The 25,719-nt window shown below is 70.4% G+C and carries 30 protein-coding genes; 19 read left to right on the forward strand and 11 right to left on the reverse strand.

The window, feature by feature from the left end; translation table 11 throughout:
- The first annotated feature begins 29 nt into the window (after positions 1-29).
- The gene (locus AC1DWR_RS10260) at positions 30-743 is read left to right on the forward strand and encodes a spermidine synthase (protein WP_477615112.1); all 714 of its coding nucleotides are present in this window, start codon (positions 30-32) and stop codon (positions 741-743) included.
- 26 nt (positions 744-769) lie between these two features.
- Positions 770-1,102: a hypothetical protein gene (locus tag AC1DWR_RS10265; protein ID WP_477615113.1), complete on the forward strand. Its 333-nt coding sequence runs from the start codon at positions 770-772 to the stop codon at positions 1,100-1,102.
- 33 nt (positions 1,103-1,135) lie between these two features.
- Here the strand turns inward: AC1DWR_RS10265 and AC1DWR_RS10270 are convergent, their stop codons facing one another.
- From AC1DWR_RS10270 to AC1DWR_RS10280, 3 genes are read right to left on the reverse strand one after another with little or no spacing between them, the layout of a single operon-like run.
- Positions 1,136-1,534 (reverse strand): MAPEG family protein, encoded by a 399-nt coding sequence (locus tag AC1DWR_RS10270; RefSeq protein ID WP_477615114.1) that lies wholly within the window; start codon positions 1,532-1,534, stop codon positions 1,136-1,138.
- The gene (gene gshB / locus AC1DWR_RS10275) at positions 1,531-2,502 is read right to left on the reverse strand and encodes a glutathione synthase (protein ID WP_477615115.1); all 972 of its coding nucleotides are present in this window, start codon (positions 2,500-2,502) and stop codon (positions 1,531-1,533) included. The genes AC1DWR_RS10270 and gshB overlap by 4 nt, the downstream gene beginning before the upstream one ends.
- Positions 2,499-3,386 (reverse strand): glutamate-cysteine ligase family protein, encoded by an 888-nt coding sequence (locus AC1DWR_RS10280; RefSeq protein WP_477615116.1) that lies wholly within the window; start codon positions 3,384-3,386, stop codon positions 2,499-2,501. The genes gshB and AC1DWR_RS10280 overlap by 4 nt, the downstream gene beginning before the upstream one ends.
- 59 nt (positions 3,387-3,445) lie before the next feature.
- Here AC1DWR_RS10280 and AC1DWR_RS10285 point away from each other — a divergent pair, with 59 nt between their 5' ends.
- The 8 genes from AC1DWR_RS10285 to AC1DWR_RS10320 all read left to right on the forward strand — a co-directional run bounded on the left by AC1DWR_RS10285 (position 3,446) and on the right by AC1DWR_RS10320 (position 9,379).
- Positions 3,446-4,099, forward strand: coding sequence for a TetR/AcrR family transcriptional regulator (locus AC1DWR_RS10285; protein ID WP_477615117.1), 654 nt, complete (start codon positions 3,446-3,448; stop codon positions 4,097-4,099).
- Between the two features lie 70 nt (positions 4,100-4,169).
- Positions 4,170-5,186, forward strand: a complete 1,017-nt coding sequence (gene bioB / locus AC1DWR_RS10290) for a biotin synthase BioB (protein WP_477615118.1) — start codon at positions 4,170-4,172, stop codon at positions 5,184-5,186.
- 13 nt (positions 5,187-5,199) lie between these two features.
- Positions 5,200-5,397 (forward strand): biotin synthase auxiliary protein BsaP, encoded by a 198-nt coding sequence (bsaP, locus tag AC1DWR_RS10295; protein WP_477615119.1) that lies wholly within the window; start codon positions 5,200-5,202, stop codon positions 5,395-5,397.
- Positions 5,390-6,739, forward strand: a complete 1,350-nt coding sequence (locus tag AC1DWR_RS10300; protein WP_477615120.1) for an adenosylmethionine--8-amino-7-oxononanoate transaminase — start codon at positions 5,390-5,392, stop codon at positions 6,737-6,739. Before bsaP ends, AC1DWR_RS10300 begins: the two co-directional genes overlap by 8 nt.
- A gap of 12 nt (positions 6,740-6,751) precedes the next feature.
- Positions 6,752-7,876, forward strand: a complete 1,125-nt coding sequence (locus tag AC1DWR_RS10305) for an 8-amino-7-oxononanoate synthase (RefSeq protein WP_477615121.1) — start codon at positions 6,752-6,754, stop codon at positions 7,874-7,876.
- The gene (gene bioD, locus AC1DWR_RS10310) at positions 7,869-8,612 is read left to right on the forward strand and encodes a dethiobiotin synthase (RefSeq protein ID WP_477615122.1); all 744 of its coding nucleotides are present in this window, start codon (positions 7,869-7,871) and stop codon (positions 8,610-8,612) included. The genes AC1DWR_RS10305 and bioD overlap by 8 nt, the downstream gene beginning before the upstream one ends.
- A 10-nt stretch (positions 8,613-8,622) precedes the next feature.
- Positions 8,623-9,090 (forward strand): methyltransferase family protein, encoded by a 468-nt coding sequence (locus tag AC1DWR_RS10315; RefSeq protein ID WP_477615123.1) that lies wholly within the window; start codon positions 8,623-8,625, stop codon positions 9,088-9,090.
- Between the two features lie 100 nt (positions 9,091-9,190).
- Complete coding sequence (locus AC1DWR_RS10320; protein WP_477615124.1) at positions 9,191-9,379, forward strand: hypothetical protein; 189 nt, start codon at positions 9,191-9,193, stop codon at positions 9,377-9,379.
- 43 nt (positions 9,380-9,422) lie between these two features.
- On the opposite strand, the gene glgX is transcribed toward AC1DWR_RS10320, so the two are convergent.
- Positions 9,423-11,579, reverse strand: a complete 2,157-nt coding sequence (gene glgX / locus AC1DWR_RS10325) for a glycogen debranching protein GlgX (protein WP_477615125.1) — start codon at positions 11,577-11,579, stop codon at positions 9,423-9,425.
- A 115-nt stretch (positions 11,580-11,694) separates the two neighbouring features.
- On the opposite strand from glgX, the gene AC1DWR_RS10330 reads away from it, so the two are divergent.
- From AC1DWR_RS10330 to AC1DWR_RS10345, 4 genes are read left to right on the forward strand one after another with little or no spacing between them, the layout of a single operon-like run.
- The gene (locus AC1DWR_RS10330) at positions 11,695-12,183 is read left to right on the forward strand and encodes a T3SS (YopN, CesT) and YbjN peptide-binding chaperone 1 (protein WP_477615126.1); all 489 of its coding nucleotides are present in this window, start codon (positions 11,695-11,697) and stop codon (positions 12,181-12,183) included.
- Positions 12,180-12,974, forward strand: coding sequence for an enoyl-CoA hydratase/isomerase family protein (locus AC1DWR_RS10335; RefSeq protein ID WP_477615127.1), 795 nt, complete (start codon positions 12,180-12,182; stop codon positions 12,972-12,974). Before AC1DWR_RS10330 ends, AC1DWR_RS10335 begins: the two co-directional genes overlap by 4 nt.
- A gap of 3 nt (positions 12,975-12,977) precedes the next feature.
- A complete protein-coding gene (locus AC1DWR_RS10340; RefSeq protein WP_477615128.1) occupies positions 12,978-13,925 on the forward strand; it encodes a class I SAM-dependent methyltransferase in 948 nt (315 codons plus the stop codon).
- A gap of 35 nt (positions 13,926-13,960) precedes the next feature.
- The gene (locus AC1DWR_RS10345; RefSeq protein ID WP_477615129.1) at positions 13,961-14,635 is read left to right on the forward strand and encodes an acyltransferase; all 675 of its coding nucleotides are present in this window, start codon (positions 13,961-13,963) and stop codon (positions 14,633-14,635) included.
- 48 nt (positions 14,636-14,683) lie between these two features.
- Here the strand turns inward: AC1DWR_RS10345 and AC1DWR_RS10350 are convergent, their stop codons facing one another.
- The 3 genes from AC1DWR_RS10350 to AC1DWR_RS10360 all read right to left on the reverse strand — a co-directional run bounded on the left by AC1DWR_RS10350 (position 14,684) and on the right by AC1DWR_RS10360 (position 17,266).
- Positions 14,684-15,115, reverse strand: coding sequence for a hypothetical protein (locus AC1DWR_RS10350; protein ID WP_477624364.1), 432 nt, complete (start codon positions 15,113-15,115; stop codon positions 14,684-14,686).
- Between the two features lie 176 nt (positions 15,116-15,291).
- Entirely contained in the window at positions 15,292-16,812 is a 1,521-nt protein-coding gene (locus tag AC1DWR_RS10355; RefSeq protein WP_477615131.1) for a 1,4-alpha-glucan branching protein domain-containing protein, read from the reverse strand.
- A 40-nt stretch (positions 16,813-16,852) separates the two neighbouring features.
- Positions 16,853-17,266 carry an MmcQ/YjbR family DNA-binding protein gene (locus tag AC1DWR_RS10360; RefSeq protein ID WP_477615132.1) on the reverse strand — a complete coding sequence of 138 codons (414 nt, stop codon included), beginning with the start codon at positions 17,264-17,266 and terminating at the stop codon, positions 16,853-16,855.
- Between the two features lie 97 nt (positions 17,267-17,363).
- On the opposite strand from AC1DWR_RS10360, the gene AC1DWR_RS10365 reads away from it, so the two are divergent.
- Together AC1DWR_RS10365 and arfB are read left to right on the forward strand one after the other, a co-directional pair.
- A complete protein-coding gene (locus AC1DWR_RS10365) occupies positions 17,364-18,077 on the forward strand; it encodes a VOC family protein (protein WP_477615133.1) in 714 nt (237 codons plus the stop codon).
- Positions 18,074-18,559 (forward strand): alternative ribosome rescue aminoacyl-tRNA hydrolase ArfB, encoded by a 486-nt coding sequence (gene arfB, locus AC1DWR_RS10370; protein WP_477615134.1) that lies wholly within the window; start codon positions 18,074-18,076, stop codon positions 18,557-18,559. Before AC1DWR_RS10365 ends, arfB begins: the two co-directional genes overlap by 4 nt.
- Here the strand turns inward: arfB and AC1DWR_RS10375 are convergent.
- Positions 18,556-19,305 carry a class I SAM-dependent methyltransferase gene (locus AC1DWR_RS10375; protein ID WP_477624365.1) on the reverse strand — a complete coding sequence of 250 codons (750 nt, stop codon included), beginning with the start codon at positions 19,303-19,305 and terminating at the stop codon, positions 18,556-18,558. The genes arfB and AC1DWR_RS10375 overlap by 4 nt on opposite strands.
- 209 nt (positions 19,306-19,514) lie before the next feature.
- Between AC1DWR_RS10375 and AC1DWR_RS10380 the strand changes: the two genes are divergently transcribed.
- The 3 genes from AC1DWR_RS10380 to AC1DWR_RS10390 all read left to right on the forward strand — a co-directional run bounded on the left by AC1DWR_RS10380 (position 19,515) and on the right by AC1DWR_RS10390 (position 22,140).
- Positions 19,515-19,979: a hypothetical protein gene (locus AC1DWR_RS10380; protein ID WP_477615136.1), complete on the forward strand. Its 465-nt coding sequence runs from the start codon at positions 19,515-19,517 to the stop codon at positions 19,977-19,979.
- 371 nt (positions 19,980-20,350) lie between these two features.
- The gene (locus tag AC1DWR_RS10385; protein WP_477615137.1) at positions 20,351-21,133 is read left to right on the forward strand and encodes an electron transfer flavoprotein subunit beta/FixA family protein; all 783 of its coding nucleotides are present in this window, start codon (positions 20,351-20,353) and stop codon (positions 21,131-21,133) included.
- A 47-nt stretch (positions 21,134-21,180) separates the two neighbouring features.
- Complete coding sequence (locus AC1DWR_RS10390; RefSeq protein WP_477615138.1) at positions 21,181-22,140, forward strand: electron transfer flavoprotein subunit alpha/FixB family protein; 960 nt, start codon at positions 21,181-21,183, stop codon at positions 22,138-22,140.
- Positions 22,141-22,422: 282 nt separating this feature from the next.
- Here AC1DWR_RS10390 and AC1DWR_RS10395 read toward each other — a convergent pair whose 3' ends face one another.
- The 3 genes from AC1DWR_RS10395 to AC1DWR_RS10405 all read right to left on the reverse strand — a co-directional run bounded on the left by AC1DWR_RS10395 (position 22,423) and on the right by AC1DWR_RS10405 (position 25,651).
- On the reverse strand, positions 22,423-23,883 hold the full coding sequence (locus AC1DWR_RS10395) for a S8 family peptidase (RefSeq protein WP_477615139.1): 1,461 nt from the start codon (positions 23,881-23,883) through the stop codon (positions 22,423-22,425).
- A gap of 117 nt (positions 23,884-24,000) precedes the next feature.
- Positions 24,001-25,158 (reverse strand): hypothetical protein, encoded by a 1,158-nt coding sequence (locus AC1DWR_RS10400; RefSeq protein ID WP_477624366.1) that lies wholly within the window; start codon positions 25,156-25,158, stop codon positions 24,001-24,003.
- Positions 25,148-25,651: a SigE family RNA polymerase sigma factor gene (locus AC1DWR_RS10405; RefSeq protein ID WP_477615141.1), complete on the reverse strand. Its 504-nt coding sequence runs from the start codon at positions 25,649-25,651 to the stop codon at positions 25,148-25,150. Before AC1DWR_RS10405 ends, AC1DWR_RS10400 begins: the two co-directional genes overlap by 11 nt.
- Between the last annotated feature and the right edge of the window lie 68 nt (positions 25,652-25,719).

Below are 25,719 nucleotides of genomic sequence, written 5' to 3' on the forward strand. Positions count from 1 at the left end.
CACGCCCACCCCGGCACTAGTCTCGGTGGGTGAGGATCCAGGAGCTCGACTGGGGCGACACCCCTTGGGGGGAGATCAGCCTTCGCCAGCGCTGGGACCGCGTGACGGAGCGGGACGTGTACGAGGTCAAGCTGGGGGACGACTTCCTCATGTCCAGCCAGTTCACCGCGGGCGAGCAGGAACTGGCGCGGATCGGCCTCGCGGCCGTGACGGGCGCGTCACTGACAGTCCTGGTGGGCGGGCTCGGGCTCGGCTACACCGCGGTGGCCGCTCTCGAGGACGACCGGGTCGCCGAGCTGACCGTGGTCGAGGCCCTTCCCATGGTCATCTCGTGGCACGAGCGCGACCTGCTGCCCGACACCCACGGACTGGCCGCCGATCCGCGCGTACGCCTGGTGCCCGACGACTTCTTCGACGTGGTGCGTTCCGGCCGCGCCGACCGCACCTATGACGCGGTGCTCGTAGACATCGACCACGCCCCCGACTGGCTGTTGCGCGACGACCATGGTGACCTCTACACGGTCGAGGGCTTCGCGCGGGTGGGCGCGATGCTTGCCCACGACGGGGCGTTCGCGCTGTGGTCCGACGAGCCACCCGAACCCGAGGTGGTGCGGCGAATGGGCGAGGCCTTCGAGCGCGCCGACGCCCATGTGGTGTCGTTCCCCAACCCGCTCACGGGCGGCGAGTCGGCCAACACCGTGTACCTGGCGGTCCGCCCGCGAAGGCTTATTCGGTTGTCGTGAGGAGGGCACCCTGAGAGGCTCGCGCCATGCAGCCCAGCGCGGTGGACCCGCCGTTCGACCAGCTCCTGGCAACCGCAGAGGCAGTCGCACAGGCACGGCCGGAGGTAGACCTCGAGATGGCTCGGGAGGTGTTCCTGGAGGCGGCGACGTTGCTCTACAACGGCCTCGCCCTCGATGGTCTGGACGAACACGACGCCGACGCCGTGGTCGCTGGGCTGTGCCTCGACCTCGTTGCACCGGACCCAGGCTCGGCGGTGCGCGCGCATGCACTGGCAGCCCTGGAGGCGCCGGGGGACCTGCATGACGCGAAAGGTGTGGCCGCGGCATACGAGGTCTCGGCGAGGATCCTGCAGCTCTGAATAGGCGCCGCGACCGTCAGGACGCCGCGACCGTCAGAACGCCGCGACCCCGGCGGTCACCGCGAGGGCCAGGCCGAACGCGTAGGTCCCCATGGCGCCCGTCATGCGTGGCGCCGACTCCGAAGCAAGCGTCGCGGACGTGAGCATCGAGTACGCGTGCAGGAGGCGGGACGCGGTGGCGGCGACGATGAGCCCGGATGCCCACGGCCCGGGCGAGAGCCATCCCACGAGCAGGAAGAGGGCGATGAGGGTCGGGACGTACTCGGTCGCGTTGCCGTGCGCCCGTTGGGCGATCAGCAGTGGGTCTGAAGGATCAGTCGGCATCTGGCTGCCGCCGCGCTTGGCTGCGTACCCACGGTTCAGCGAGACGTTGAAGCCGAGGACGAAGATCGCGGCGGCCAGGATTGCTGAGCAGACGATCGCTGTGGTCATGACGGTGCCTTCCATGAGGTGTGGGTGAGGACGTGTGAGACCAGGTCGGCGCAGTACGTCGTGCCCAGCAGGGCGTCGGCCTTGCGCAGCGCCCCGGGTGAGGTGACGTTGACCTCGATGAGGTGGTCGCCGATGACGTCGAGGCCGACGCATCGCAGGCCGTGGGCGCGCAGGGTGGGAGCCAGGCGGTCGACGATCTCGAGGTCTCGAGGAGTGAGGTCGGCCGGTCCGTCCGGGCTGACGATCCGGAAGTCCCCCGGCACCGGATGCCGGATGCTGGCACCGACGGCGACGCCGTCCAGCACGTAGATCCGCTTGTTTCCGGCTTCGACCTGCGCCAGGTAGGGCTGCGCGACCACCGCTCGAGCTCCCCCGGACGTGGAGGTCTCGATGATCGACGCGAGGTTGGGATCGTGGTGCGACAGCAGGAAGACACCGCGTCCGCTGAACCCGTCCACCGGCTTCACGACGATGCGCTCGTGCTCGGCCAGGAAGGAGCGGATCGTCTCGCCGTGGGCGGTCACGACCGTCGGTGGCACGAGGTCCGGGAAGGACAGGCCGAGCAGGTGTTCGCTGCAGGCTCGCAGTCCGCCCGGGGCGTTGACGATCGCCGTGCCGCTGAGGTCGACGTGGTCGAGCACGTAGGTCGCGGCGAGGAAGTCCAGGTCGAGCGGAGGTTCCAGGCGCATGAACACCGCGCGCACGTCCTCCAACCGCACCAGCTCCTCGGGCCCGGCGTCGTACCACGGGTCCGGAACGGTCCAGCGGCACCCGGCCGCTGGGGTGGACGGCGCGAGCTTGAGCGCGCGAGCCCGGGCCACGGCGCGTCCGTCGACGATCTCGAGGTCTCGTGCCTCGGCGGCCAACACCTCCACGCCGAGCTCCTGTGCGGCGTGCATCAGTCCGACGCTCGTGTCGAGGGAGGCGTCGAGCCCGTCGAGCGGGTCGACCACGAACACGGTCCTCACGCCGCCACCTCCCCAGCGCCGACCAGGTCCAGAAGCGGGCTCGGGTCGGCCGCTTGCCACTGGTGCCAGTACGTCGGAAGCGTGGGGAGCAGCAGGTCGAGCGCGTTGCGACGCAACCGCTCGTCATACATCAGCGCCCAGATGGTGCCCAGCAGCTCGGTCGTCGGTCGCTGGGAGTCGAGGTACCGCAGCTCGAGGTACCCGCCGCGGGGGCGAACCGGCGGGAAGATCGTTCCGAGGTGGTACTGGTCGTCCTCTGCCTCCGGGATCGGCAACCGCTCGGCGGCCCGGGCGAACGCGGCATACGCGCTGATGGGGTCGTGCACGTCGAGGTGCCGGCCGTCGTAGCCCGTCCGCGCCGGGTCGATGCCCTGCCAGATCCGGGTGCGCTCGAGCGAGCCGCCGTAGGCAGCGACCAGGGCCGGCCCGGCGAGGTTGGCGACCAGCCACTGCTCGCGACCGGCGGGGCCGGGCGCCAGGTCCACGCAGACCTGCAACGAGGCGGTCAGTCGCATCATCCGCCGTCCCGAGTCGCCGGTGCGGTCGAACAGGTCCTGCATCGCCAGGTATCGCGGCGTCGGCAGGGCGAGGGGAACCTGCGCCAGGGAGCGCCAGGGGTCCACGCCGGTCAGCGCCACCTCAGTGACCTCGGCGCTGTCGGCGACGCTGCCCAGGCTCCAGTCGACCTCACGGATCAGCGCCTCGACGGAGGTCTGCGGCGGCAGGCTCAGCTCGAGCTGGCCGCCGGGCTCGTATGACGGGTGGCCGCGTTCGGCGAGCTGCTCATCGATGCGGGGCGTGCCGAGGACGTGCATCTCGAGCTCCACGCCGATGCGTCGCGGCCCGGGAGTGGGGCTGAACGCCCGAATCACTGCTTCCCTCATCGGTCCTTCTCCATTTCATCGCAGTTGCACTGCGGTCAATTACCGTTAGAGTGGCCCTCGTGGCCGAACCTGTCAAGAGGCATTACCGCTCGCCCGCCCGCACGGCCGCGGCCGAGGAGACACGCGCTCGCATCCGCCAGGCAGCGCTGGACCTCTTCGTCGAGCGCGGGTTCCAGGGGACGACGCTCAAGGACGTCGCCGACCGCGCAGGTGTGGGAGAGCGAACCCTCTATGACGGCTTCGGCACCAAGCTCGGCCTGCTCCGGCACACGATCGCCATGCTGACGATGGGTGACGAGTCCCGGGTGCGGGCGGTCGACCGGCCCGAAGCGGTTGCCGCGCGGTCCATCGACGACCCGCGCGAGGCGCTGGCCGCTCACCTCAAGGGCGCGACCGACCTGATGAACCGGGCCGGCGACCTCATCCTGATGGGCGACTCCGTGCCGGGCGTCGACCCCGGCCTGGCACGCACCGTCACCCGCGGCAACGAGGCCGCCTACGAGCTCAACCTCCGGCTGGCGCAGCGGTTCCACGACCGAGGTGAGCTCCGACCGGGCCTGGGCGCTGCGGACGCCGCGGACATCATGTACACCCTCACGTCTCCCGGGGTGTTCCGCACGCTGCGGCGGATGCGGAGGTGGAGCCAGCGGAGGTACTACGAGTGGGTCCTGTCCACCGCGACCCAGCAACTGCTCAGGGACGGCCAGACGTGACCTTCGCCATGCACGTTCGGCGCGTGAGACTGGCTGACGACACTCGCCCACATGAGACAGACTCTGGCTCATGACAATTGAGGAGTCGGTTGCCAGCGAGATCCTCCAGGTCGCCCGTGAGCAGGTGCTCGAGCGCGGTGAGCCCCTGTCCTACGACCAGATCCTCGACGTGCTGAGGACGCCGGACGACCAGCTCGAGGAGCTCTTGGCCCTTGCCCACGAGGTCCGGCTCCAGTTCAACGGACCCGAGGTCGAGGTCGAGGGCATCGTCTCCATCAAGACCGGCGGTTGCCCCGAGGACTGCCACTTCTGCAGCCAGTCCGGCCAGTTCAGCTCGCCGGTGCGCTCGGTGTGGCTCGACATCCCCGAGCTGGTGCGCGCGGCGCGCCAGACCCGTGAGACGGGGGCGAGCGAGTTCTGCATCGTGGCCGCGGTGCGCGGGCCGGACGCGCGCCTGATGGCCCAGATGCGACAGGGCGTGGCGGCGATCAAGGCGGAGGTCGACATCCAGGTGGCCGCCTCGCTGGGCATGCTCAGGCAGGACCAGGTGGACGACCTGGTCGACATGGGCGTGCACCGGTACAACCACAACCTCGAGGCCGGGCGCTCGTTCTTCCCGCAGGTCGTGACCACGCACTCGTTCGAGGAGCGGTGGGACACCTGCCTCATGGTGAAGGAGTCCGGCATGGAGCTCTGCTGCGGCGGGCTCGTCGGCATGGGCGAGACGCTCGAGCAGCGCGCCGAGCTGGCCGCCCAGCTGGGCGAGCTGGCCCCGCACGAGGTGCCGCTCAACTTCCTCAACCCGCGTCCCGGCACCCCTTTCGGCGACCTGCCGGTCATGGACTCGGGCGACGCCTTGCGCACGATTGCCGCGTTCCGTCTCGCGCTGCCGCGCACCATCCTGCGTTACGCCGGCGGGCGCGAGCTCACCCTGGGCGACCTCGGCACCCGTGACGGCCTGCTCGGCGGGATCAACGCCGTCATCGTCGGCAACTACCTCACCACGCTCGGCCGGGACCCGAAGGAAGACCTCAGCCTGCTCGCGGAGCTCGAGATGCCGATCAAGGCGTTGAGCGAGACGTTCTGAGAGCGGGACGGGTATGCCGGGCGAGGACCCTTGGTGCGGCCGCTGCGGCCGGGCGCGGGAGGAGGCGGACCACTCCGCCTGCGACCGTGCCCTCGCGCTGGAACCGCCCCGGTTCTGTGGTCAGTGCCGTCGACGGATGAAGGTGCAGGTCCTCCCTCGGGGCTGGTCCGCGCAGTGCGCGGTCCACGGAGAGACCCGCAGTGGTGGCTGACGGGATGGCCGACGGCACGGCTGGCGGGACGGCCGACCTCGACCGTCTGATGGCGTTCGACCGCGACCACGTCTGGCACCCCTACTCGTCGGCCGGCACGGCCTCCGCGCCGTACCTCGTGGAGTCGGCGTCGGGCGTGCGGCTGTCGTTGCGTATGCCGGACGGCTCGGGACTGGACGCCATCGACGCGATGTCGTCGTGGTGGTGTGCCATCCACGGCTACGCCGTGCCGCAGCTCGACGCGGCGGTGCGCGTCCAGCTCTCGCGGATGAGTCACGTGATGTTCGGCGGCCTGACCCATGCGCCCGCGGTCAGGTTGGCCGAGCGGCTGGTGGCCTTGACCCCGCCCGACCTGCAGCGAGTGTTCTTCGCGGACTCGGGCTCGGTGTCAGTGGAGGTGGCCATGAAGATGGCCCTCCAGTTCCACGTCGGCGCCGGCTCGCGGCGCACGCGCTTCTTCACGATCCGCGGTGGCTACCACGGTGACACCTTCTCCCCGATGTCGGTGACGGACCCGGTCGGAGGGATGCACTCCCTGTTCACCGGCATCCTCCCGGAGCACGTCTTCGCACCGGTCCCCCCGGCCGGTGTCGATGTGCCGGCAGACGACCCGGCGATGGTGGCGTGGGAGCGGGAGACCCGCAGCCGGTATGCCGCGCACGCGCACGAGGTCGCCGCCGTCATCCTGGAGCCACTGCTCCAGGGCGCCGGGGGAATGCGGTTCCACAGCCCCCACGTGGTGCAGGTCCTTGCCGAGCTGGCGCGCGAGCACGGGGCCCTGGTGATCCTCGACGAGATCGCCACCGGCTTCGGGCGCACGGGCACCCTCTTCGCGATGGAGCGGGCTGACGTCGTCCCGGACATCCTGTGCGTGGGCAAGGCTCTGACTGGCGGCTACGTGTCCCTGGCGGCCGTGCTGTGCACGGAGGCTGTGGCCGAGGGCGTGAGCAGCGAGCGGGCCGGAGGTGCGCTCATGCATGGCCCCACGTTCATGGCCAACCCGTTGGCCTGCTCGGTCGCGCTGGCCAGTCTGAACCTTTTGCAGGACAACGATTTCAGCACCCAGGTGCGCGGTCTCGAAACCGGACTCACCACAGGCCTCAAGCCGGCCGAGGACGTCGATGCCGTGGCCGAGGTGCGCGTCCTCGGCGGCGTCGGCGTGATCCAGCTGCGAGAGCCGGCCCGCGTCGCCGACCTCACGGCGGCCGCGTTGCACCGAGGGGTGTGGATCCGACCGTTCCGCGATCTTGTCTACGCGATGCCGCCCTACGTCACGACTCCCGAGGACCTGGGCACCATCTGCGACGCCATGGTGCAGGCCGTTGCCACGGTCCACGGCTGAGAGGATGACGTCGTGAGCACCTTCCTCGACTGGCTGGCCGACCGGTCCAACGAGCGTGACCGCAAGGGACTTCGCCGCGAGGTCAGGCCGTTCAAGTCCGGTGAGCTCGTCGATCTCGCTGGCAACGACTACCTGGGACTGCGCCAGCACCCGGCCGTGATCGCGGGTGCCGTCGCCGCCGCCGAGACCTACGGCGGTGGGGCCGGGGCGTCACGGCTGGTCACCGGCACGCTGGAGGTCCACGAAGAGCTGGAGCGCGCCCTGTGCCGCCTCACTGGGGCGCCCTCGGCCCTCGTGCTGTCGACGGGATACCACGCCAACCTCGCGGTGCTCACGTCGCTGTCGGACCCCGAGACCCTCATCGTCAGCGACGCCCACGCGCACGCCTCCCTCATCGACGGTGCCCGCCTCAGCCGAGGCGCCGTGGCCGTCAGCCGCCACAACGACCTCGCGCACGTGCGCGAGCTGCTCGCCGCCCGCAGGCAACCCCGGGCGATCGTCGTGGTGGAGTCCGTGTACTCGGTCCTCGGCGACGCCGCCCCACTTGGCCCTCTCGCGGATCTCGCCGAGGAGCTCGGGGCTGTGCTGGTCGTTGACGATGCCCACGGACTCGGCGTCGTGGGGGAGCACGGTCAGGGCGGAGCCGCCCAGGCCGGCCTCATGGCCCGCGAGCACGTCGTGGTGACGGTGACGTTGTCGAAATCGCTTGCAGCCCAAGGCGGGGCGGTGCTGGCCCACGATGCCGTGCGCGACCACCTCGTCAACACGGCACGGCCCTTCATCTACGACACGGGGCTCGCGCCGGCCGCCGCGGGCGCCGCGCTCGGAGCGCTCGACGTCCTGGCCCGCGACTCCGGTCTACCTGCCGCCGCACGGGCGAACTCCGCGCTGCTCGCCGCGGCCTGCGGGGTCGCCGCCCCTGCGGGAGCGGTCCTCTCGGTCACCATGCCGGGACCGGACGAAGCGGTCGCAGCGGTCGCCCACGCTGAGCAACGCGGCATACGCATCGGTTGTTTCCGTCCGCCCTCGACGCCGGACGGCAGCTCGAGGCTCCGGCTGACGGCTCACGCCGACCATGGTCCCGACGTCCTCGACCATGCCATCGAGGTGCTTCGTGCCCTGGTCTCCCATGACTGAGCCGATCTCGCCTGAGCCGATCGCGTCCGACCCGATCTCGCTGCCCAAGGTCGTGCTCGTCACGGGCACCAGCACGGGGGTCGGCAAGACCGTGGTGACGGCCGCCCTCGCCGTGATGCTACGCAGACGGGGCGCCGCGGTGGCAGTGGTGAAGCCCTTGCAGACGGGGGTGAGCGCCGACGAGGACGGCGACCTCCAGGTCGTGCAGGCACTCCTCGGCGACGACCCGGGTGTCACCCTCCACGAGTTCGTGCGCCTGCACGCGCCGCTGGCGCCGGACACGGCGGCCAGGCTGCAGGAGATCACGCTGCCCCCCGTCGCTGAGCACTCACGGTCGATCTCCGCCATCGCCAACGAGGTCGATGTCGTGCTCGTGGAGGGCGCCGGTGGCCTCCTCGTTCGCCTCGACAGTCGCGGAGGGACCCTGGCCGACCTGGGAACAGCGCTGCGCTACAAGGGAGTCAGCGCCGGCTACGTCCTCGTGGTGAGCCCTGGACTCGGCACCCTGAACCACACCGCCCTCACTGCCGAAGCCCTCGCCGCCCGAGACCTGCCGCTGCTGGGCCTCGTGGTGGGGTCCTACCCGGACGACCCAGACCTTGCCGAGCAGACGAACCTGTTCGACCTGCCGCGGGTTGCCGGCGCACCGGTCCTCGGGCGCCTGCCAGAGGGGGCCGGCGCGTTGACCAGCGACGAGTTCCGCGACCAGGCGCCGCATTGGCTGTTCAGGACCTAGGCGTCACGTCGTGAGCGGCTCCGACGAAACAGTCTCGTTCCGGCTCTGGCCGCCGGTCGCCATCGGCGCGCCCCTGCTCGTGGGGTGGCTGGCCACCGCGCTCTGGGGAGACCCGGTCGACCTCGGCGCGTGGCGGGTTCCCGTGGGCTGGGCCCTGCTGCTGTTCTTCGTCGTGTGGAACGGCTGGTCCCTCTGGCTGTTCGGCCGTCACGAGACTGGTCTGCTGCCGGGGCAGGCGACGCACGCAATGATCCAGGAGGGGCCGTACCGCCTGTCCCGCAACCCGTTGTACGTCGGCCTCCTCGCGTTGTACCTCGCGGTGGCGTTGCTGGTGCCCACTTTCTGGGCGCTCATGCTCTTCCCGGCCGCGGTGCTGCTAGTCCTGTGGGGTGCGATCCGCCCCGAGGAGCGCTTCCTGCGCCAGCGGTTCGGCGCCCCCTATGACGACTACACGCGGCGCGTGCGTCGCTGGCTCTGACCGGGGCAGCGGTCGTCACCGATTCCCTACGCCCGCAGCCGAGCAGGAGGTAGATTCACGAGGGACGGGCAGACAGTTCGTCTCGGGGAGGTCGTGGCGAATGTTCGCAGTCATCCTGTACACCTTGTTCGGCCTGGGGGCCGCTGCCTTCCTCGCGGTGCTGGTCCTCGGCGCCGTCAACCGGGTCCGGGGTCGTGACAACGGGGAGTGGCAGGACGAGCGCGTGGACGGCCAACCGCCGAACGTGCGTCCGGGGCCCGGCTGGGGCAACGGGGGATCCTGGAACTGACCGCTCACGGGTGCCGCAGTCCCCGGGACGGCTCGGGATCCGCTCAGGTGGCGTCGGTCGCGCGATAGACCTGGATGCAGGTCGGGCCGATCTCGACGGGACCCGGGGGGGTCGGTGGAGCCGGGGGGGCGGGCCGCTCGTCGGTCGAGTCCCACAACAGCTGGTATGCCGTGAGGCCGGGTACTTCGGGGAGCGTCACCTTCTCGGGGTCGCGGCCGCCGTGGAGCACCACGAGCACCGACGCGTGACCAACCCAGGCGCCGTTGAGCAGCATCTGCAGGGTGCGCGTGGAGGGGTCCTCCCACCGCCCGTTCTCCATCAGCTCGCCATCGGCTGCGAACCACGCCAGGTCGGTCGACCCGTCCTCGTGCACCTCGCGGCCGGTGAAGAAGGTGCGTTGGCGCAGCACGGGGTGGTCGGCACGCAGGCGGGTGAGGAACCGCGTGGTGGCGAGGAGGTCCTGCTGCCAGCCCTCCAGACGCCAGTCGAACCACGACGTCTCGTTGTCCTGGCAGTAGGGGTTGTTGTTGCCCCCCTGGCTGCGGCCGAACTCGTCGCCCGCGTTGAGCATGGGTACGCCGGTGGCGAGGAGCGTCGTTGCGAGCAGGTTGCGCGTCGAGCGGCGCCTGGCCTCCTCGACCTCCGGTTCGGCAGGGCCGGTCTCGGGTCCCTCGACTCCGTGGTTCCAGGACCGGTTGTTGTCGCTGCCGTCACGGTTCCCCTCGCCGTTGGGGCCGTTGTGCTTCGAGTTGTAGCGAGTCAGGTCCACCGTCGTGAAGCCGTCGTGTGCCGCCACGAAGTTCACCGACGCGACAGGTCCGCGGTCGCGGGAGCCGAACAGGTCCTGCGACCCGGCCATGCGGGTCGCGAGCTCGCGCACCCCGTGGCCCTGGTGGTGGCCCGCCGACTGTGCCTTGAGGTCGTCGAGCCAGAAGGTGCGCACCGAGTCGCGGAACCGGTCGTTCCACTCGGCGAACGGCGGCGGGAACTGGCCGGTCCGCCAGCCGTGGATGCCCACGTCCCAGGGTTCGGCGATCAGCTTGACGCGGGAGAGCACGGGGTCGGTGCGCAACGCGACGAGGAACGGGTGGTTGGGGTCGTAGTCGTCGTTCTGGCCGCGCCCCAGGGCCACCGCGAGGTCGAACCGGAAGCCGTCCACATGGCACTCGTTGGCCCAGTACCGCAGGGAGTCGAGGACCATCTTGCAGACCATCGCGTGCCGCAGGTCGAGGGTGTTGCCGCAGCCGGTGACGTCGATGTCCTGTCCGCGCTCGTCCAGCCGGTAGTAGGCGCGGTTGTCCAGCCCGCGCCACGACAGCGACGCCCCGGTGCGACCGGCCTGCTCGGCGGTGTGGTTGTAGACGACGTCGAGGATGACCTCGATCCCCTCGGAGTGCAGCAGCCGCACCATGCCCTTGAACTCGTCGAGGGCGCCCTGAGGGTCCGTGGCCGAGGCGTACATCGAGTGCGGGGCGAAGAAGCCCAGCGTGTTGTAGCCCCAGTAGTTCGTCAGCCCGCGCTGGACCACCTCGGGCTCGGACGCGAAGGCGTGCACGGGCAGCAGCTCGACCGCGGTCGCTCCCAGCGCCTTGAGGTGGGCGATGACGGAGGGGTGGCACAGGCCGGCATACGTGCCTCGCAGGTGCTCGGGCACCTCGGGGTGCTGCATGGTCAGGCTGCGCACGTGGGTCTCGTAGACCACGGTGTCGGCGAGCGGCGTGTGCGGCGGGGAGTCGTCGCCCCAGTCGAAGCCCTCGTCGATGACCACGCAGCGCGGCACCGACCCGGCGCTGTCCAGCGGGCTGAGGACCAGGTCGTCGCCCTTGAGCCGGTGGCCGACGCGGTGGGCGAACACCTCCGGCGTCCACGACACGTCACCCTCGATGGCGCGGGCGTAGGGGTCGAGGAGCACCTTGGCGGGGTTGTAGCGCAAGCCCTCGGCGGGCCGCCACGGTCCGTCGGCGCGCAGGCCGTAGCGCTGACCGGCCACGACGCCGGGGAGGAAGCCGAACCAGATGCCGTGGGTGCGCTCGGTGAGCGGCACGCGACGCTCCGTGGTGCCGTCCTGGTCGCCTGCGTCGAAGAGGCAGACCTCGACCGAGTCGGCGTGACCTGCATAGACGGCGAACTCCGCCCCGCCCTCGACGAGGGTCATGCCCAGGGTGGGAGGAAGGTCACGCGGGCGCGGGGCGTGCGACATGGCCCTCAGCCTAGGCAGTGGTTACGGTTGGGCACATGACGGACCTCATCCGGCCTTCCGCCTCGACCCTCCGAGCCTCGCTCGTCCCCCTGTCGTGTCCCCGGGAGGTCCTCGCATGACCGACCCCACCTCGCTGCCCAACTTCCCGCCCCCCGCCAACGAGCACCCGCTCCGCGGTCGGGTCCTGGACGCCCTCATCGACCAGGGACTGGCGCCCAACGTGGACAACGACGGCGACGTCGCCTTCAGCGTGCAGGAGCAGCAGCTGTTCGTGCGGTGCACCGAGGGCGACTTCCAGATCATGCGCGTCTTCGGCCAGTGGGCCATCAGCGACACCGTTCCCAGCGACCCGCTGACGCGTTTGGCCACCTGCAACGAGATCACCCTGCAGATGAACGTCGTCAAGGCCGGCCTCGCCAACGACACCCTGGTCGTGACCAGCGAGCACATCGTCGACCAGGCCAGCAACGTGCCCGCCCTCGTGAACGTCTCGATCCAGCTGGTCCTGGCCGGCGTGCAGATGTGGCACGAGCGGATCATGGGCGGCGGGGACGACTCCGGCCCCGGAGCCGGCCAGCCCGCTCCCGAGGGCGACCCGGCATGAGCGAGGGCACCTCCACCAGCGTCGTCTCCCTCGAGGTCGAGGGCGGCATCGCGACGATCAGGATCAACCGTCCGCCGATGAACGCGCTCAACGCAGAGGTGCAGACCGCCCTCTCGGCGGCGGCCGTCGAGGCCGGCCAGCGCCGCGACGTCTCCGGGGTGATCCTCTATGGCGGCGAGAAGGTCTTCGCTGCCGGCGCGGACATCAAGGAGATGCAGCGGATGTCCTACACGGACATGGCCGACCATTCCGGCTCACTCCAGGACTTCACCCGCACCATCGCCAGGATTCCCAAGCCGACGGTCGCCGCCATCACGGGCTACGCCCTCGGCGGCGGGTGCGAGGTGGCCCTCGCGTGCGACTTCCGTGTCGCTGCCAGGAACGCCAAGCTCGGCCAGCCCGAGATCCTGCTCGGCGTGATTCCCGGTGCCGGCGGCACCCAGCGGCTGGCTCGCCTCGTCGGGCCGGCCAAGGCCAAGGAGATCGTCTTCTCCGGCCGGTTCGTGTCCGCCGACGAGGCGCTCGCGATCGGGCTCGTCGACGAGGTCGTCGAGGCCGAGGACGTGTATGCCGCCGCGAAGGCGCGGCTGGCTCCGTACGTCGGAGGCCCCGCCTACGCGATCCGCGCGGCGAAGGAGGCGATCGACCGTGGCCTCGAGACCGACCTCGACACCGGGCTGGAGATCGAGCGGATGCTGTTCAGCTCGCTGTTCGCGACCAGGGACCGTGAGATCGGCATGAAGTCCTTCGTCGAGAACGGCCCCGGCAAGGCGAAGTTCGAGGGCGCCTGAGCGATGGCACCCCCGACCAGAGCGGCCACGGCCGAGCAGGTGGCCGCTGCCTACGCCGACAACAAGCTGGCCCAGGTGCTCTACCACGACTGGGAGGCGCAGACCTACGACGACAAGTGGTCGATCTCCTTCGACGAGCGCTGCATCGACTACGCCCGCGACCGGTTCGAGGCCATCACCGGCTCGCCCGACCCGCTGCCCTATGCCACGGCGCTCGAGCTCGGGGCGGGCACCGGATTCTTCTCGCTCAACCTCAAGCAGGCCGGGATCCTCGACGCCGTGCACGTGACCGACCTGTCGCCGGGGATGGTCGAGGCCGCACGGGCCAACGCCGAGATGCTGGGATTCTCCGTCGAGGGCAGGGTCGCGGACGCGGAGCGAATTCCCTACGACGACAACATGTTCGACATCGTCGTCGGCCACGCCGTGATCCACCACATTCCCGATGTCGAGGCGGCGTTCCGCGAGATCCTCCGGGTGCTGAAGCCCGGCGGGCGGTTCGTTGTCGCCGGCGAGCCGACCAGGGTGGGAGACAGGTACGCCCGAACGCTCGGAAGCCTCACGTGGCACGCGACCAAAGCCGTCACCCAGCTCTCACCCCTGCGTGAGAAGTGGGCCAAGGACCAGGAAGCCCTCGACGAGTCGTCCCGCGCAGCCGCCCTCGAGGCGGTCGTCGACCTGCACACGTTCGACCCGGACGAGCTAGCCCGGACGGCTCTGCGAGCGGGTGCCATCGGGGTGCGCACCCAGACCGAGGAGCTCACTGCGGCCTTTGCCGGCTGGCCGATCCGGACCTTCGAAGCGGCGGTGAAGCCCGGCGTGCTGGGATGGAGCTGGGCGATGTTCGCCTACGGCACCTGGAAACGGCTGTCGGCGGTCGACCGGGTCCTCGCCAAGGCCGTGCCCGCGCGGTTCTTCTACAACGTCGGTATCACCGGCGTGAAGCCCTGACCGCTCGATCTCGCAGCGACGTGCACCGATCCGGAATGAGCCACGAGACCTCGGCAGCCGACGCGGACATGTCGCCCTCCGACCACGGCGAGCGTTCCGAGCACGGGCCGTTCGGACTGCCCCGACCTCTCGCGTGGGCCCGCTGGGTGGGCTGGGCGATGGCCAACCGAGCCTTCACCCGCCATCACCTGCTGAGCTACCTGCGGATGGCGCGGGCGAGTGCCCGCTACCCCTCGCTGCGGTTCGAGGGGCCGTGCTTCATCGGTCCGGACGTCCGGTTCGAGGTGCGCGAGGGTTACGGCCGGCTGGTCGTGGGCGCCTACACGCACGTCGGGGCGCACGCCCGGTTGCGGGCGCACGAGGGCACCCTGCGGATCGGCCCCAAGTCGGTCATCGGCATCCGCAACACGATCAACTGCTGGATCGACATCTCCATCGGGCAGGCCTGCCTGTTCGGCGACGACGTCTACATCTGCGACTTCGACCACGTGACGACGTCGCTGGAGGTGCCGATCAAGGACCAGGGCATCGTCAAGACGCCGGTGCGCATCGGCGACGACGTGTGGCTCGGCACCAAGGTCGTCGTCACCCGGGGCGTCGACATCGGCGACCAGAGCGTGGTCGCGGCCTCCGCCGTCGCGCGCGGTGAGTACCCGGCGCGCTCGGTCGTCGCCGGCATACCGGGCAGGGTCGTCAAGACCCGCGAATGAGCAGCGGACACGCGCCCCGCCCAGGCGCGAGGCGCGCGTCCACAGAGCTCACCCGAGTGAGAGCACGCCCGTCACGACCCCCGTGCCGGTGCCCGACTCGAAGTCCTGGGCGCCGACGTCGACGCCGTGGCCGCTGAGCTTGTCGTAGCGCCCCGTGCCCCCCATCAGGCTCACCGGCCCGGTGTTGGTGAGTCCGGTCTCGCCGAACACGATGAAGACGTGCTTCTGCGCGTAGAACTCGCCGCTGCCGTCCGCACAGGTGTAGACCGTCCGGATCAGCAGCGCCGCCTTGGGCTTCACCGGGTTGCCGGCGAAGACCCGCACGTCGTCGGACAGGGTGCCTGACGCGCAGAGGCCTCCCGTCGCGGTAAAGGTGGGGTCACCCTCGACAGACGCGTCGAAGGTCTCCGTGATGGTGAATGGCGTCGGCTCGGCAGCCGGGGCGGAGCCGACCCCGAGCCCGATGGTTGCGAGTGCCATGGCTGCCCCTGCAGCGGCCATGCGTTGCTGTTTCGACATGACCAGGCCTCTCGATGGACGTGGTGACCGGCGGGCGCCGGGCCTCCTCCATTGGATGGCATCGTGTGGGCCCTCGCATCGCGGGAACCACCTAGGACACACGGGGGAGGCGGCCCTCGCCCCGACGTGCTCGGGACTCACCCGAGGCGGGCGTCCAGTGCGGGGAAAGCGTTGTCCCGCAGACCTTGTCGCCTGGCCTCGTCGACCGCCTGGGCACGGCGGCCGTCCTCGACGAGCTGGGCCAGGATGTGGAAGTCGCGTCGGTGCTCGTCGGCACGACGCCGGGCGTAGTCGACGGACTGCCCTCGGGTGACGAGGAACGCCCAGTCGCTCGACAGCGCGTGCCACAGGGTCTGGAGCAGCTGGTCGAGGTCGGGGCGTCGCGTGCGCAACCGCCCTGCAGCGCGCTCGCGGCCGAGCACGTCGAGCCAGCGACGCTGCAGCCATTCGTTCTCGTGCGCGATCTGGCGCACGGCCGGGCCATCCCACACCGAGTAGTCCTTGCCGGCGCCCCACGAGCCGGGCGCGAGGTCGAGGTCGCCCGCGACGTGGCCACCGGCGAGGGCCTTCTCGAGCGTGGTCACAGTGATGCCGGCCCGCCGCAAGGCCCGGATCGTCTTGCCCAGGAACACCGGTCCCTCGTGCCACCAGTGCCCGAAGAGCTCGGTGTCGTATGCCGCGACGACCAGTCCCGGCTCGCCGCGCACCTCGTGCGCGTGCAGCAGCTGATCGCGGACGGCGTCGACGAAGTGCGCCACGTCATGGTCCAGCTGGTCGCGCGCCTCGTCGGGGTCGTAGGGCCGTTTGCGGTCGACGTCCACGTCGGGCTCGGTGATCGCCCACAACCTGATGCCGGTGAACTCCTCGCGCGCATGGAAGTCGCGGTAGACCGGTGAGGCCGGGTAGCCGCTGCGCGAGGACCAGATGAGGTTGGTGACCTCGAGGTTGCGGGGCATTGCCACGATGTCGGTCCCGGCCACCCGCCACGCGGCGTGGGGATGACCGCCGGAGTCGCGCACGGTCTGCTCGTCGACGACGAAGTGCCCGACGCCGGCGTCCGTGAACGGTTGCGCGAGGGCCGGGTGCCAGCCACATTCGGGTGACCAGATCCCGCGAGGCCGTTCGCCGAGCCGCCAGGCGCTGTCGGCCAGGCCCGCCTGCAGCGCGAGCGCCGCGAGCTCGGGCAGGAGCAGGGGGAGGAACGGGTGCGCACTCGGGCCGCCCAGCAGCTCCACCACTCCCTGGTCACGCAGGCCGCGCAGGACCGGCGACCCGCCCGCACGCCACCGTGACTCGAGCAGGCTCGCCGCGCCGGACGCCCCGGCATACTCCCGCTCCGCCGTCGACCGGCGGTGCGGGTCGACGTCGAAGCCCATCTCGCGGGCGCGCATGCCCCACAGTCCAGCCCACGTCGCGGCGTCACGGCGCATCCGTGGATCGTCGAGCTGGGCGGCGAGCACGGGGGTGACGCCGAGGGTCAGCACGTCGCGATGGCCCTCTGCCGCAAGGGAGTCCAGCTCTGCGACGAGAGGCACGTAGGACTCCACCCAGGCCTGGAACAGCCACTCCTCGCCCAGTGGCCAGACCCCATGGCCGGGAAGCCAGGGCAGGTGGGAGTGCAGGACGAGGCAGAACGCGCCCGGCACGGGGGGAGTCACAAGCCACCAGTCTGCCGCACCGGGCGGCGAGCCTGGCGGGTCAGGGCGGTGGCTGGACGAGGCGGGCGAGCTTCTTCGGGGCCATGAGGCAGTAGCTGTCGGCCATCAGCTCGGCCACCTCGTCCCAGTCGGTGTCGTCGTCGATCACCATGCCGATGACGTGCGGACTCCAGTCCGGCTTGTAGAAAGGCAGCCCCGAGTGGACCAGGGCCTCGAGCTCCTCTCCGGAGGAGCGGAACGTGATGACGTCGGCGGGACTGCCCAGCCGCGCGGCCAGCCCGAACACCGAGCCGCCGCGGGGGTCGACGTGGGCGAGGTGGGCGAAGGTGCGCTGACGGATCCGCCACCGCACGCCGATCCAGGCGTCCTGCTCGTGCACCTCGGGCAGGGCGAGACAGATCGCGGCGACCCGGGCCACCAGGGCAGGGTCGAGATCGACGTCGACGTCACCCACGGCCGTGACCCTAGTCCGGGCCACCGACAACCCCACTCGCTGACCGGACCGCCGGAAACCGTTTGCCTGAGCCCCGCGCCCGTGACACGGTTCGGGAATGCCTTCCAGACTCGTCGGGGTCGACTTCGACGCACACGACCCCGCAGCACTGGCGCAGTTCTGGGGCTCGCTGCTCGTGCGGCCGGTGGAGGAGTACGGCGGGGGCTTGTTCCTCGCGGCCGACGAGACCCAGGTCGGCCTGCGCTTCGTGTCGAGCACGTCGGTCAAGACCCTGCAGAACCGCATCCACCTGCACCTCACGAGCGTCGACGCCGACGACCAGCAGCGAATCGTCGACGAGGCACTCGGCCTCGGCGCCCACCACCTCGACGTCGGCCAGCTGCCCGAAGAGGGGCACGTGGTCCTGGCGGACCCTGAGGGCAACGAGCTCTGCGTCATCGCGCCGGACAGCTCGTTCCTCGCGGGCTGCGGTTTCCTCGGTGAGCTGGCCTGCGAAGGGTCCCGCGACGTTGGCGTGTTCTGGAGCCAGGTGCTCGGCTGGCCGTTGGTGTGGGACCAGGACGGGGAGACGGCCGTCCAGTCGCCCGTGGGAGGGACGAAGGTCGCCTGGGGAGGTCCGCCGCTGGCTCCCAAGCCCACGAGGAACCGCCAACGCCTGCTGCTGGCCACCACGGACGACCACGCGACGGAGGTGGCCCGCCTCCTCTCGCTCGGCGCCACGCGGGTGGACGACTGGGACCGGGTGGGCCGGGAGGGCGGCGGCACGACCTTGGCCGACCCCGACGGCAACGAGCTGCGCCTCCTCCCGTGATCGCCGCACCTGGCGGTCGGCCACAACCGGGGGCGCCGTTGCGCGTGCCCGCAGGGCCGGGGCTGCGCCACGGCCTGGTCATCGATGCCGGTGAGCTGGTCGAACGCTTCTCCCGCTCGTCCGGGCCCGGGGGACAGGGCGTCAACACCACGGACAGCCGGGTCGAGCTCGACTTCGACCCGGCGACGTCACGCGCTGTCGCCGCGCTGCCCGAGGCCACCCGCGAGCGCCTGCTCGCGCGGTTGGCGCCGAAGCTCGTCGGCGGCCGGCTGGTCGTCGTCGCGTCCGAACACCGATCCCAGCGCCAGAACCGTGTGGTCGCGCGGCAGCGCCTCGTCACCATGCTCCGGGAGGCGGCCGCGCCCGACCCGCCCACCCGTCGCCCCACCCGCCCGACCAAGGGTTCGCAGCGACGCCGGATCGAGAGCAAGAAGCGCAGGGGCCAGCTCAAGACCGGCCGCCGCACCGTCGACGACGGCTAGGGGATCATCAGCCGCACGATGCCGAAGAGGTCCAGGCAGTCCTCGTCAGACGCGCCGAAGACGAAGTCGTCCACGGTCACCGAGCCGACGATCTCGCGCAGTTCTCGGTCCCAGTCCTGGGGCGCCTGCTCCTGCTGGGCTGCCACGAGCGACCCGTACGCCGCTTCCCACCGGAGCAGGCGCTCGCCGTGGCCCAGACGCACCAGGGTCACCTCGGCCCCGGGCAGCCACCGATCCAGCTCGGCCACCAGCTCCTCGGCGTCGTACTCGCGGCAGTGGTAGAGGTTCGAGGGCTTGTCGCGCCGCCCGAGCCCAGGCGAGAAGGTCGGCCGGTTCGGCGTCGACAGCACCACCACCCCGCCCGGTCGCGTCACCCGGGCGAGCTCGCGCACGTAGTCGCCGGGCGTCCAGATGTGCTCGAGCACCTGGAGCGAGAAAGTCGCGTCCGCCGCGCCAGTCACCAGCGGCAGCGCCGTCAAAGCGCCCCGCATGTAGGACGCCCGCTCACCTCCGTGGGTCCGCGCAGCGTGGGCGGTCGTCGCCGCGTCGTAGTCCAGGCCGACCACGCGCACTCCGGGCCAGAACACGTCGAGGAGGCCCGCTGCATACCCCTCGCCACATCCGGCGTCCAGGACGACGGCAGGTGCGGTGTGCACCCAGCCGGGGGCGGCCGCATACCCCGCCTCGTGGCGACGAAACCAGTAGTTCTCGTGCCAGACATGCGGTGCGGTGCGCTCCCCAGTCAATGCGAGAACGTGGGGCTCGACCTGCGGATATCCCGATTCTGGGGCCACCTGAAAGCCTCTCTTCGGCACTGCACGTCGAGACGCCAAGATATCCCCACCGTGGTCGCTCAGCCACGGGCGGATGTGGTCAGAAGGAGCTATTGCGGGCGGATTCGGGGCGGCGAAGACTGCGAGATGCAGGGGTAGCAGCTACCACCTGGGAGGCCATCATGCTGCGACGATTTTCGCTTGTCCTTCTGACCGGATTCCTGGTCCTACTCGCCGGTCCCGCCTATGCGGCACCCATCACCGAGACGCACACCGCAAAGGGGGTCGTCGAGACGTTCGTGGACGTCGTCCCCACCTGCGAAGGTGGCGGACCGCTGTACACGATCACCACGACGTCCAACTCCATCGAGCACGTGACCGCCTTCGACGACGGCCGCTCACACGAGACGTTCACGCAGACGGGCACCTTCACTGCGACACCGCTGGAGGACCCGGCCCTGCCTAGCTACGCCGGCAAGTTCACGGTCTGGGGCGGCTTCAACGCGAACGGGTCAGTGGTCGAGGGGACGTTCACGTTCAGCGTGCGCGGAAAGGGCTCGGACGGCTCAACCTTCTCGAACCAGAACGTGGAGCACTTCAACCAGCGCCCCGACGGTACGGTCCACGAGTTCTTCCACTGCCACTGAATGGTGATCGAGGGTCTTGGCTGAGCCCGCGGTTCGGGGCTCAGCCAAGACCTTGACCGGGCCGTGTCGTATCCCGCGATGTCCCGCCTGAGGCTCCGGACCTCGGCGGCGAGGTCGGCCACGGTCAACTTCTGGTCGCTGGGTTTGGGCTGCGCCATGCTCGTGCACCGATGGTGTGGGCACCGTCACCCTCCCTCACGAGCCGTGCGTGGACTTGCGCGGTTTGCCTCGTGGTGAGCGTCACGCGGTGCTGGCGTGTCGATCGGGGGCGCGGGCTGTAAGGATGGCACCTGACCCATTTTTCGATACTCACTGTCGATACGCGATGTCGATCCCAGCGGTATCCATTCCAAGAAGGGGACGATCAGTTCATGAACATCGTCGTCTGCGTGAAGTACGTGCCGGATGCACAGTCCGACCGCACGTTCAACGACTCCGACAACACCACCGACCGAGTGGGCGTTGACGGTCTGCTGTCCGAGCTCGACGAGTACGCCGTCGAGGAGGCCCTCAAGCTCGTGGAGGCCGGCGAGGGAGAGGTGACCGTCGTCACCGTCGGCCCGGACCAGGCGGCCGACGCACTCAAGAAGGCCCTGCAGATGGGCGCCGACAAGGCCATCCACGTCAAGGACGACGCGATACACGGCTCCGACGCCGTGGCGACCTCGCTGGTCCTCGCGGAGGCGATCAAGAAGACCGGCACCCCCGACCTCGTCATCACCGGCATGGCGTCCACCGACGGCACCATGAGCGTCGTCCCGGCGATGCTCGCCGAGCGTCTCGGCCTGCCGCAGGCGACCTTCGCGTCCGAGCTGTCCGTCGACGGCTCGACGGTGACGATCCGCCGCGACGGTGACGCCGCCTCGGAGACGATCGTCGCGACGCTGCCTGCGCTCGTGTCGGTCACCGACCAGATCAACGAGCCGCGCTACCCCTCGTTCAAGGGGATCATGGCCGCGAAGAAGAAGCCGGTCGAGGAGTGGGCGTTGTCCGACCTCGGCATCGACGCCTCGCAGGTCGGCCTCGACGCCGCCTGGACCAAGGTCGAGTCGTTCACCAAGCGCCCCCCGCGCGAGCAGGGCCAGATCGTCACCGACGACGGCGACGGCGGCACCAAGCTCGCGGAGTTCCTGTCCGCGCAGAAGTTCATCTGAGCCGGCCAGCCTGAGCTCCCCAACAACGCCTAAGAGAGGAACCACTCATGGCTGAAGTACTCGTCCTGGTCGACCACGCGAACGGCACCGTTCGCAAGACCACCTCAGAACTGCTCACCATCGCCCGCCGCCTCGGCGAGCCCAGCGCCGTCTTCGTCGGCTCCGGGTTCGACGCTGCGAAGGCGACGCTGGCCAAGTACGGCGCGGAGAAGGTCTACCGCGTCGAGAACGCGGACGTCACCGACTACCTCGTGGCGCCCCAGGCCGAGCTGCTCGCGCAGCTCGTCGAGAAGACCTCCGCTGCCGCGGTCCTCATCCCGAGCAACTCCGCCGGCAAGGAGATCGCCGCCCGGCTGGCCATCAAGACCGACTCCGGCCTGATCACCGACGCCGTCGACGTGCAGGCCGGTGAGGGTGGCGGCGTGTCCACCACCCAGTCGGTCTTCGCTGGTTCCTACAGCGTGAAGTCGACCGTGACCAAGGGCACCCCGATCATCACGGTCAAGCCCAACTCGGCCGCTCCAGAGGAGGCTGCCGGCGCGGCCGCCGACGAGGCGTTCGAGCCGACCATCTCCGAGGCTGCCAAGGGCGCCAAGGTCACCGAGTCCAAGCCTAAGGAAGCCACCGGCCGCCCTGAGCTGACCGAGGCCGCGATCGTGGTCTCCGGTGGTCGCGGCACCGGCGGCGACTTCTCGCCGGTCGAGACCTTCGCGGACTCCCTCGGTGCCGCTGTCGGCGCCTCCCGCGCCGCCGTCGACGCCGGCTGGTACCCGCACACCTCGCAGGTCGGCCAGACCGGCAAGCAGGTCTCGCCGCAGCTCTACGTCGCGTGCGGCATCTCCGGCGCCATCCAGCACCGGGCGGGCATGCAGACGTCCAAGACGATCATCGCCATCAACAAGGACGAGGAAGCCCCGATCTTCGAGCTCGTCGACTTCGGAGTCGTGGGTGACCTGTTCACGGTCCTCCCGCAGGCCACCGAGGCCGTCAATGCTTCCAAGGGCTGAGGCTTCCAAGGGCTGAGGCCTCGAAGGGCTGACCACAGCACACTGAATCACCGAAGGCCCCCGACCACGCTGGTCGGGGGCCTTCGGGGTGTGCCGGCCACGCGGCATACCCCTGTGCACGGAGGCTTGGTATGCCGGCCACCCGGCACACCGAGAACGCCCCGGACCACAGGGGGTGGTCCGAGGCGTTCCCCCGGTCTGCGCCGTGCGCACGCAGGTACCGGACGAGGTTCCCGGGTCCCCCTCACAGGGCCCGGGAACCTCGCGACCTTCCGCTGGCTGCTAGCGGATGGCGTTGGCGGCAGCGACGACGTCGACCAGGCCGTGGCCCTTGTCGAAGCTCGTCGTGCCATTGGTGCCTGCCTCGTAGGGTGCACCGTTGGTGTACTTGTAGGCAGTCGACTCGATCGCGGCCTCGATCTGCGCCGGGGTGGCGTTCGGGTTGGCCTGGAAGAGCTGCGCGACGATGCCCGAGATGTGCGGGGTGGCCATCGAGGTGCCGCTGATGGTGTTGTAGTCGCCGCCGTCCTTCGGATCGAGCCCCGAGGAGCAGATCGGCAGGTAGACGCGACACGAGCTGGTGATGTCCTCACCCGGCGCCGAGATGTCCGGGTAGGTCGACTTGTCGCCGGCCTTGCCGCGGCTCGAGAAGTCCGAGACGGTGCCGTCGCGAGTGCCGGTGTTCTGGTCGAAGAACGAGGCCACCGACAGGATGCCGGGGGTCGGGTCCTTGCCGGGCGGGTTGGACAGGTCCTTCGACCCGTCGCCGCCGTCGTTGCCGTTGGCCCAGACCGAGACGACGCCCTCCTTGACCAGTGCACGCTGGATCTTGGCCGTGGCCGAGTTCGGGTCGAACGCGCCACCACCGCTGGGGCCGTAGGAGTTCGACGTCACCTTGATCGGCGGGCAGGTGCTGGCCGGGACGCCCGCGCCACACGGGGCGTTGTGGTTCTCGAGCACCCAGTTGAGGGCTGCGTCGGCGCCGATGATGAACAGCACGGCACCGGTGCTGATGCTGACCAGGCTCGAGCCCGGGGCGGCACCGTGCATCTTGGTGCCGTCTGACAGCGTGACGTCGCGACCCGCGACGATCCCGTTGACGTGCATGCCGTGCCCGCCACCTGACAGCAGGTCGGTGTTGGCCGAGCCGGCGTCGACGGGGGCGCAGGTGCTCTCGGTGAGCGGCTCACACACCATCTTGAGGTTCTTGACGACGGCGGAGGTGCCGTCGGGGTTCTTCAGGAACGGGTGCGTCGGGTCCACCCCGGAGTCGATCACCGCGACGGAGACCCCCTTGCCGTCGAGCGCGGTCCCGTTGGCGCCTGTGAGGGTGTTGCGGGCCTCGTCGCCGCGGGTGGCCTTGTTGGAGGTCGACAGCAGCATCTCGATGGGCTGGTTGCCCTCGACGTAGGTCACGCCGGGCTGTGACCGGACTGCCTGCACCTGGGCGGGGAGTCCCGTGGCCACGACGACGCCGATCTTGTCGAACGTCGTCACCTTGCGAAGGCCAACCGCCTGCACGGCCTGGGTGGCGGCCGCGGTGTCCGTGCCGTGCACGAGGACGGTGGTCGGGGTGGCGGCCTTGAGCACCCCCAGCTGGGAAGCCAGCCACGGTTGGACCGGAGCGAGGGCCTTGCCTGAGGACAGCAGGCCTGCCGAAGCGGGCGTGGCGAGGGCCATGGCGGCCAGGGCGGCCGTGGCGGCCGTCGCGACGACTGCCCGGGTTCTCTTCGCGGTGTGCATGTAGTTCCCTTCGTGAGACCAGCACCGGTGGTGGTCGGTATGCCGTGTCCAACGAGGGGAGGCGGGCGCGGTTACGCCCGGTAGGTAAAGGGACGGTCAGGAAAGCCGGGCCCCGTGCTACTGCGTCACGCTGATGCCACCGGGACGCCCTGCGAACTCCGCCTGGAGGCCCACCACGTGGTCCGGCGTGCCCTCGACGAGCACGGCGAACACGGTGTACGGCAGGACCACGAGGTTGGCGAGCGCCGGGACACCCACGCGCACTCCGCCGTCCACCGTGGGCCGGACGGACTTGATCCCCTGGGGAAGTACTCCCCACACCAGGGACCGGCCGTCCGCCAGGGCGATCGTGTCGTAGCCGAAGGCGGTCTCCGGGTCCGCGCCGGCGAGCTCGGTCTGCAGCCCCCCGGACCCCACGACGACGGCCCCTCGGTCGACGCTCACCGTCAGGGGGGCTCCCAGGCGAACCTCGCCCAGCGAGATGGTCAGCTCCACGGCCTTCCTCGGCGGCGTGGTCGTCGACGGCGGTCCGGTGACGGTCACGTCGTAAGGCGGCAGCAGGGAAGGGGCCTCACCGTCCAGGTCCAGCGCCAGACCCGCACCGCCCCCACCGTCGCCGAGGGCCCAGCTGGGCATGCCTGCGTTGGTCGTCAGCCAGCCCACGTCCCTGGCGATGGTGGTCACCGCCTGCGGCGCGGCAAACGAGATGACGTATGCCGTGAAGTCACCGGCATCCCGCGTCACCACGGTGTGCTCGGCCATGGAGGCGRCGAGGCTGGGCTGGTAGACGATGTCGTCGGCCTTGCCGCGGACGACCCCGACGAGGACGCGCTGCCCCGAGGTGCCGTCGACCTCCCGCCACGCCGCCCCGGTGCGGAGCAGGGCCGCGCTGAGGGGCGGGGCGCTGGCGCCGTCGCGGGTGACCTTGACGGTCATCACGCCACCGTCCACCCGCAGGGCATAGGAGCCCCCGGATGCCACGATGGTGGTCGCCCCGGAGAGCTCGGGGTTCGTCGGCTGCCAGACATAGCTGCCGGAAGTGATGCCGCTGGGGGTGCCGGCAGGTGGGGCGGTGCGTGCCTCACCGGACAGCTGGAGCGCAACTGCCACCACCAGGGCCGCGGCGACGGCCGCTGCAGCACCGGCCGCAAGCCACCGGGCGGTCCGGCGGCGCTGGCGTCGACGTCCTTCGGCGAGGACGTCCGCGAGGGAGACGTGCATGGCCGGGGCGGGGTCCGTGCGAAGGCGTTCGATGAGGTCGAGGTCACTGGACATGGGCTTCCCCCTTGTCGGAGATGAGGCTTCGCAGGCGCTCGAGCCCGCGGGAGGACGACGACTTCACGGTGCCGACGCTGACTCCCAGCAGCTCGGCGACGGCGCGCTCGGACAGGTCGGCGTAGTGGCGCAGCACGACGACCTCGCGCTCGCGAACGGGCAGCTCCTGGAGGGCCCGCACGAGGTCGAGCCGCGTGCCGGCGTCGTCGGTCGCCCTGCGCTCGTCGACGTCGTCCCGGACGTCTTCGACCAGCACGAGCCGGCGATCCTTGCGCCAGGTGCTGACCACGAGATTGCGCAGGATGCGGTGGCAGTAGGCCTCGGGTTCGTCGAGACGGACCCTTGGCCAGACCCCGAACAGCCGGACCAGTGACTCCTGGACGGCGTCCTCCGCGCGGTTCGGGTCACCGGTCAGGAGCCAGGCCGTCCGCAGGAGCCGGGGCATGACCCGCTCCGCGAACTGCCCGAACGCGGCCTCCTCGCTCTGCTGCACCCCGCCCCCTCCACCCGACAGTCCCGAGCCCTGACGGTAGTCCCGAACACGGCAGCGGCCGGGGCTCG

The sequence above is a fragment of the Pedococcus sp. P2_E2 genome, assembly GCF_056403955.1.

Bases quoted from the DNA above. Each gene is read 5' to 3' on its own strand.
- AC1DWR_RS10265 (WP_477615113.1), top strand. From the start codon at position 770: ATGCAGCCCAGCGCGGTGGACCCGCCGTTCGACCAGCTCCTGGCAACC.
- AC1DWR_RS10270 (WP_477615114.1), bottom strand. From the start codon at position 1,534: ATGACCACAGCGATCGTCTGCTCAGCAATCCTGGCCGCCGCGATCTTC.
- AC1DWR_RS10280 (WP_477615116.1), bottom strand. From the start codon at position 3,386: ATGAGGGAAGCAGTGATTCGGGCGTTCAGCCCCACTCCCGGGCCGCGA.
- bioB (WP_477615118.1), top strand. From the start codon at position 4,170: ATGACAATTGAGGAGTCGGTTGCCAGCGAGATCCTCCAGGTCGCCCGT.
- bsaP (WP_477615119.1), top strand. From the start codon at position 5,200: ATGCCGGGCGAGGACCCTTGGTGCGGCCGCTGCGGCCGGGCGCGGGAG.
- bioD (WP_477615122.1), top strand. From the start codon at position 7,869: ATGACTGAGCCGATCTCGCCTGAGCCGATCGCGTCCGACCCGATCTCG.
- AC1DWR_RS10320 (WP_477615124.1), top strand. From the start codon at position 9,191: ATGTTCGCAGTCATCCTGTACACCTTGTTCGGCCTGGGGGCCGCTGCC.
- glgX (WP_477615125.1), bottom strand. From the start codon at position 11,579: ATGTCGCACGCCCCGCGCCCGCGTGACCTTCCTCCCACCCTGGGCATG.
- AC1DWR_RS10330 (WP_477615126.1), top strand. From the start codon at position 11,695: ATGACCGACCCCACCTCGCTGCCCAACTTCCCGCCCCCCGCCAACGAG.
- AC1DWR_RS10335 (WP_477615127.1), top strand. From the start codon at position 12,180: ATGAGCGAGGGCACCTCCACCAGCGTCGTCTCCCTCGAGGTCGAGGGC.
- AC1DWR_RS10340 (WP_477615128.1), top strand. From the start codon at position 12,978: ATGGCACCCCCGACCAGAGCGGCCACGGCCGAGCAGGTGGCCGCTGCC.
- AC1DWR_RS10345 (WP_477615129.1), top strand. From the start codon at position 13,961: ATGAGCCACGAGACCTCGGCAGCCGACGCGGACATGTCGCCCTCCGAC.
- AC1DWR_RS10350 (WP_477624364.1), bottom strand. From the start codon at position 15,115: ATGGCACTCGCAACCATCGGGCTCGGGGTCGGCTCCGCCCCGGCTGCC.
- AC1DWR_RS10365 (WP_477615133.1), top strand. From the start codon at position 17,364: ATGCCTTCCAGACTCGTCGGGGTCGACTTCGACGCACACGACCCCGCA.
- AC1DWR_RS10380 (WP_477615136.1), top strand. From the start codon at position 19,515: ATGCTGCGACGATTTTCGCTTGTCCTTCTGACCGGATTCCTGGTCCTA.
- AC1DWR_RS10385 (WP_477615137.1), top strand. From the start codon at position 20,351: ATGAACATCGTCGTCTGCGTGAAGTACGTGCCGGATGCACAGTCCGAC.
- AC1DWR_RS10390 (WP_477615138.1), top strand. From the start codon at position 21,181: ATGGCTGAAGTACTCGTCCTGGTCGACCACGCGAACGGCACCGTTCGC.
- AC1DWR_RS10395 (WP_477615139.1), bottom strand. From the start codon at position 23,883: ATGCACACCGCGAAGAGAACCCGGGCAGTCGTCGCGACGGCCGCCACG.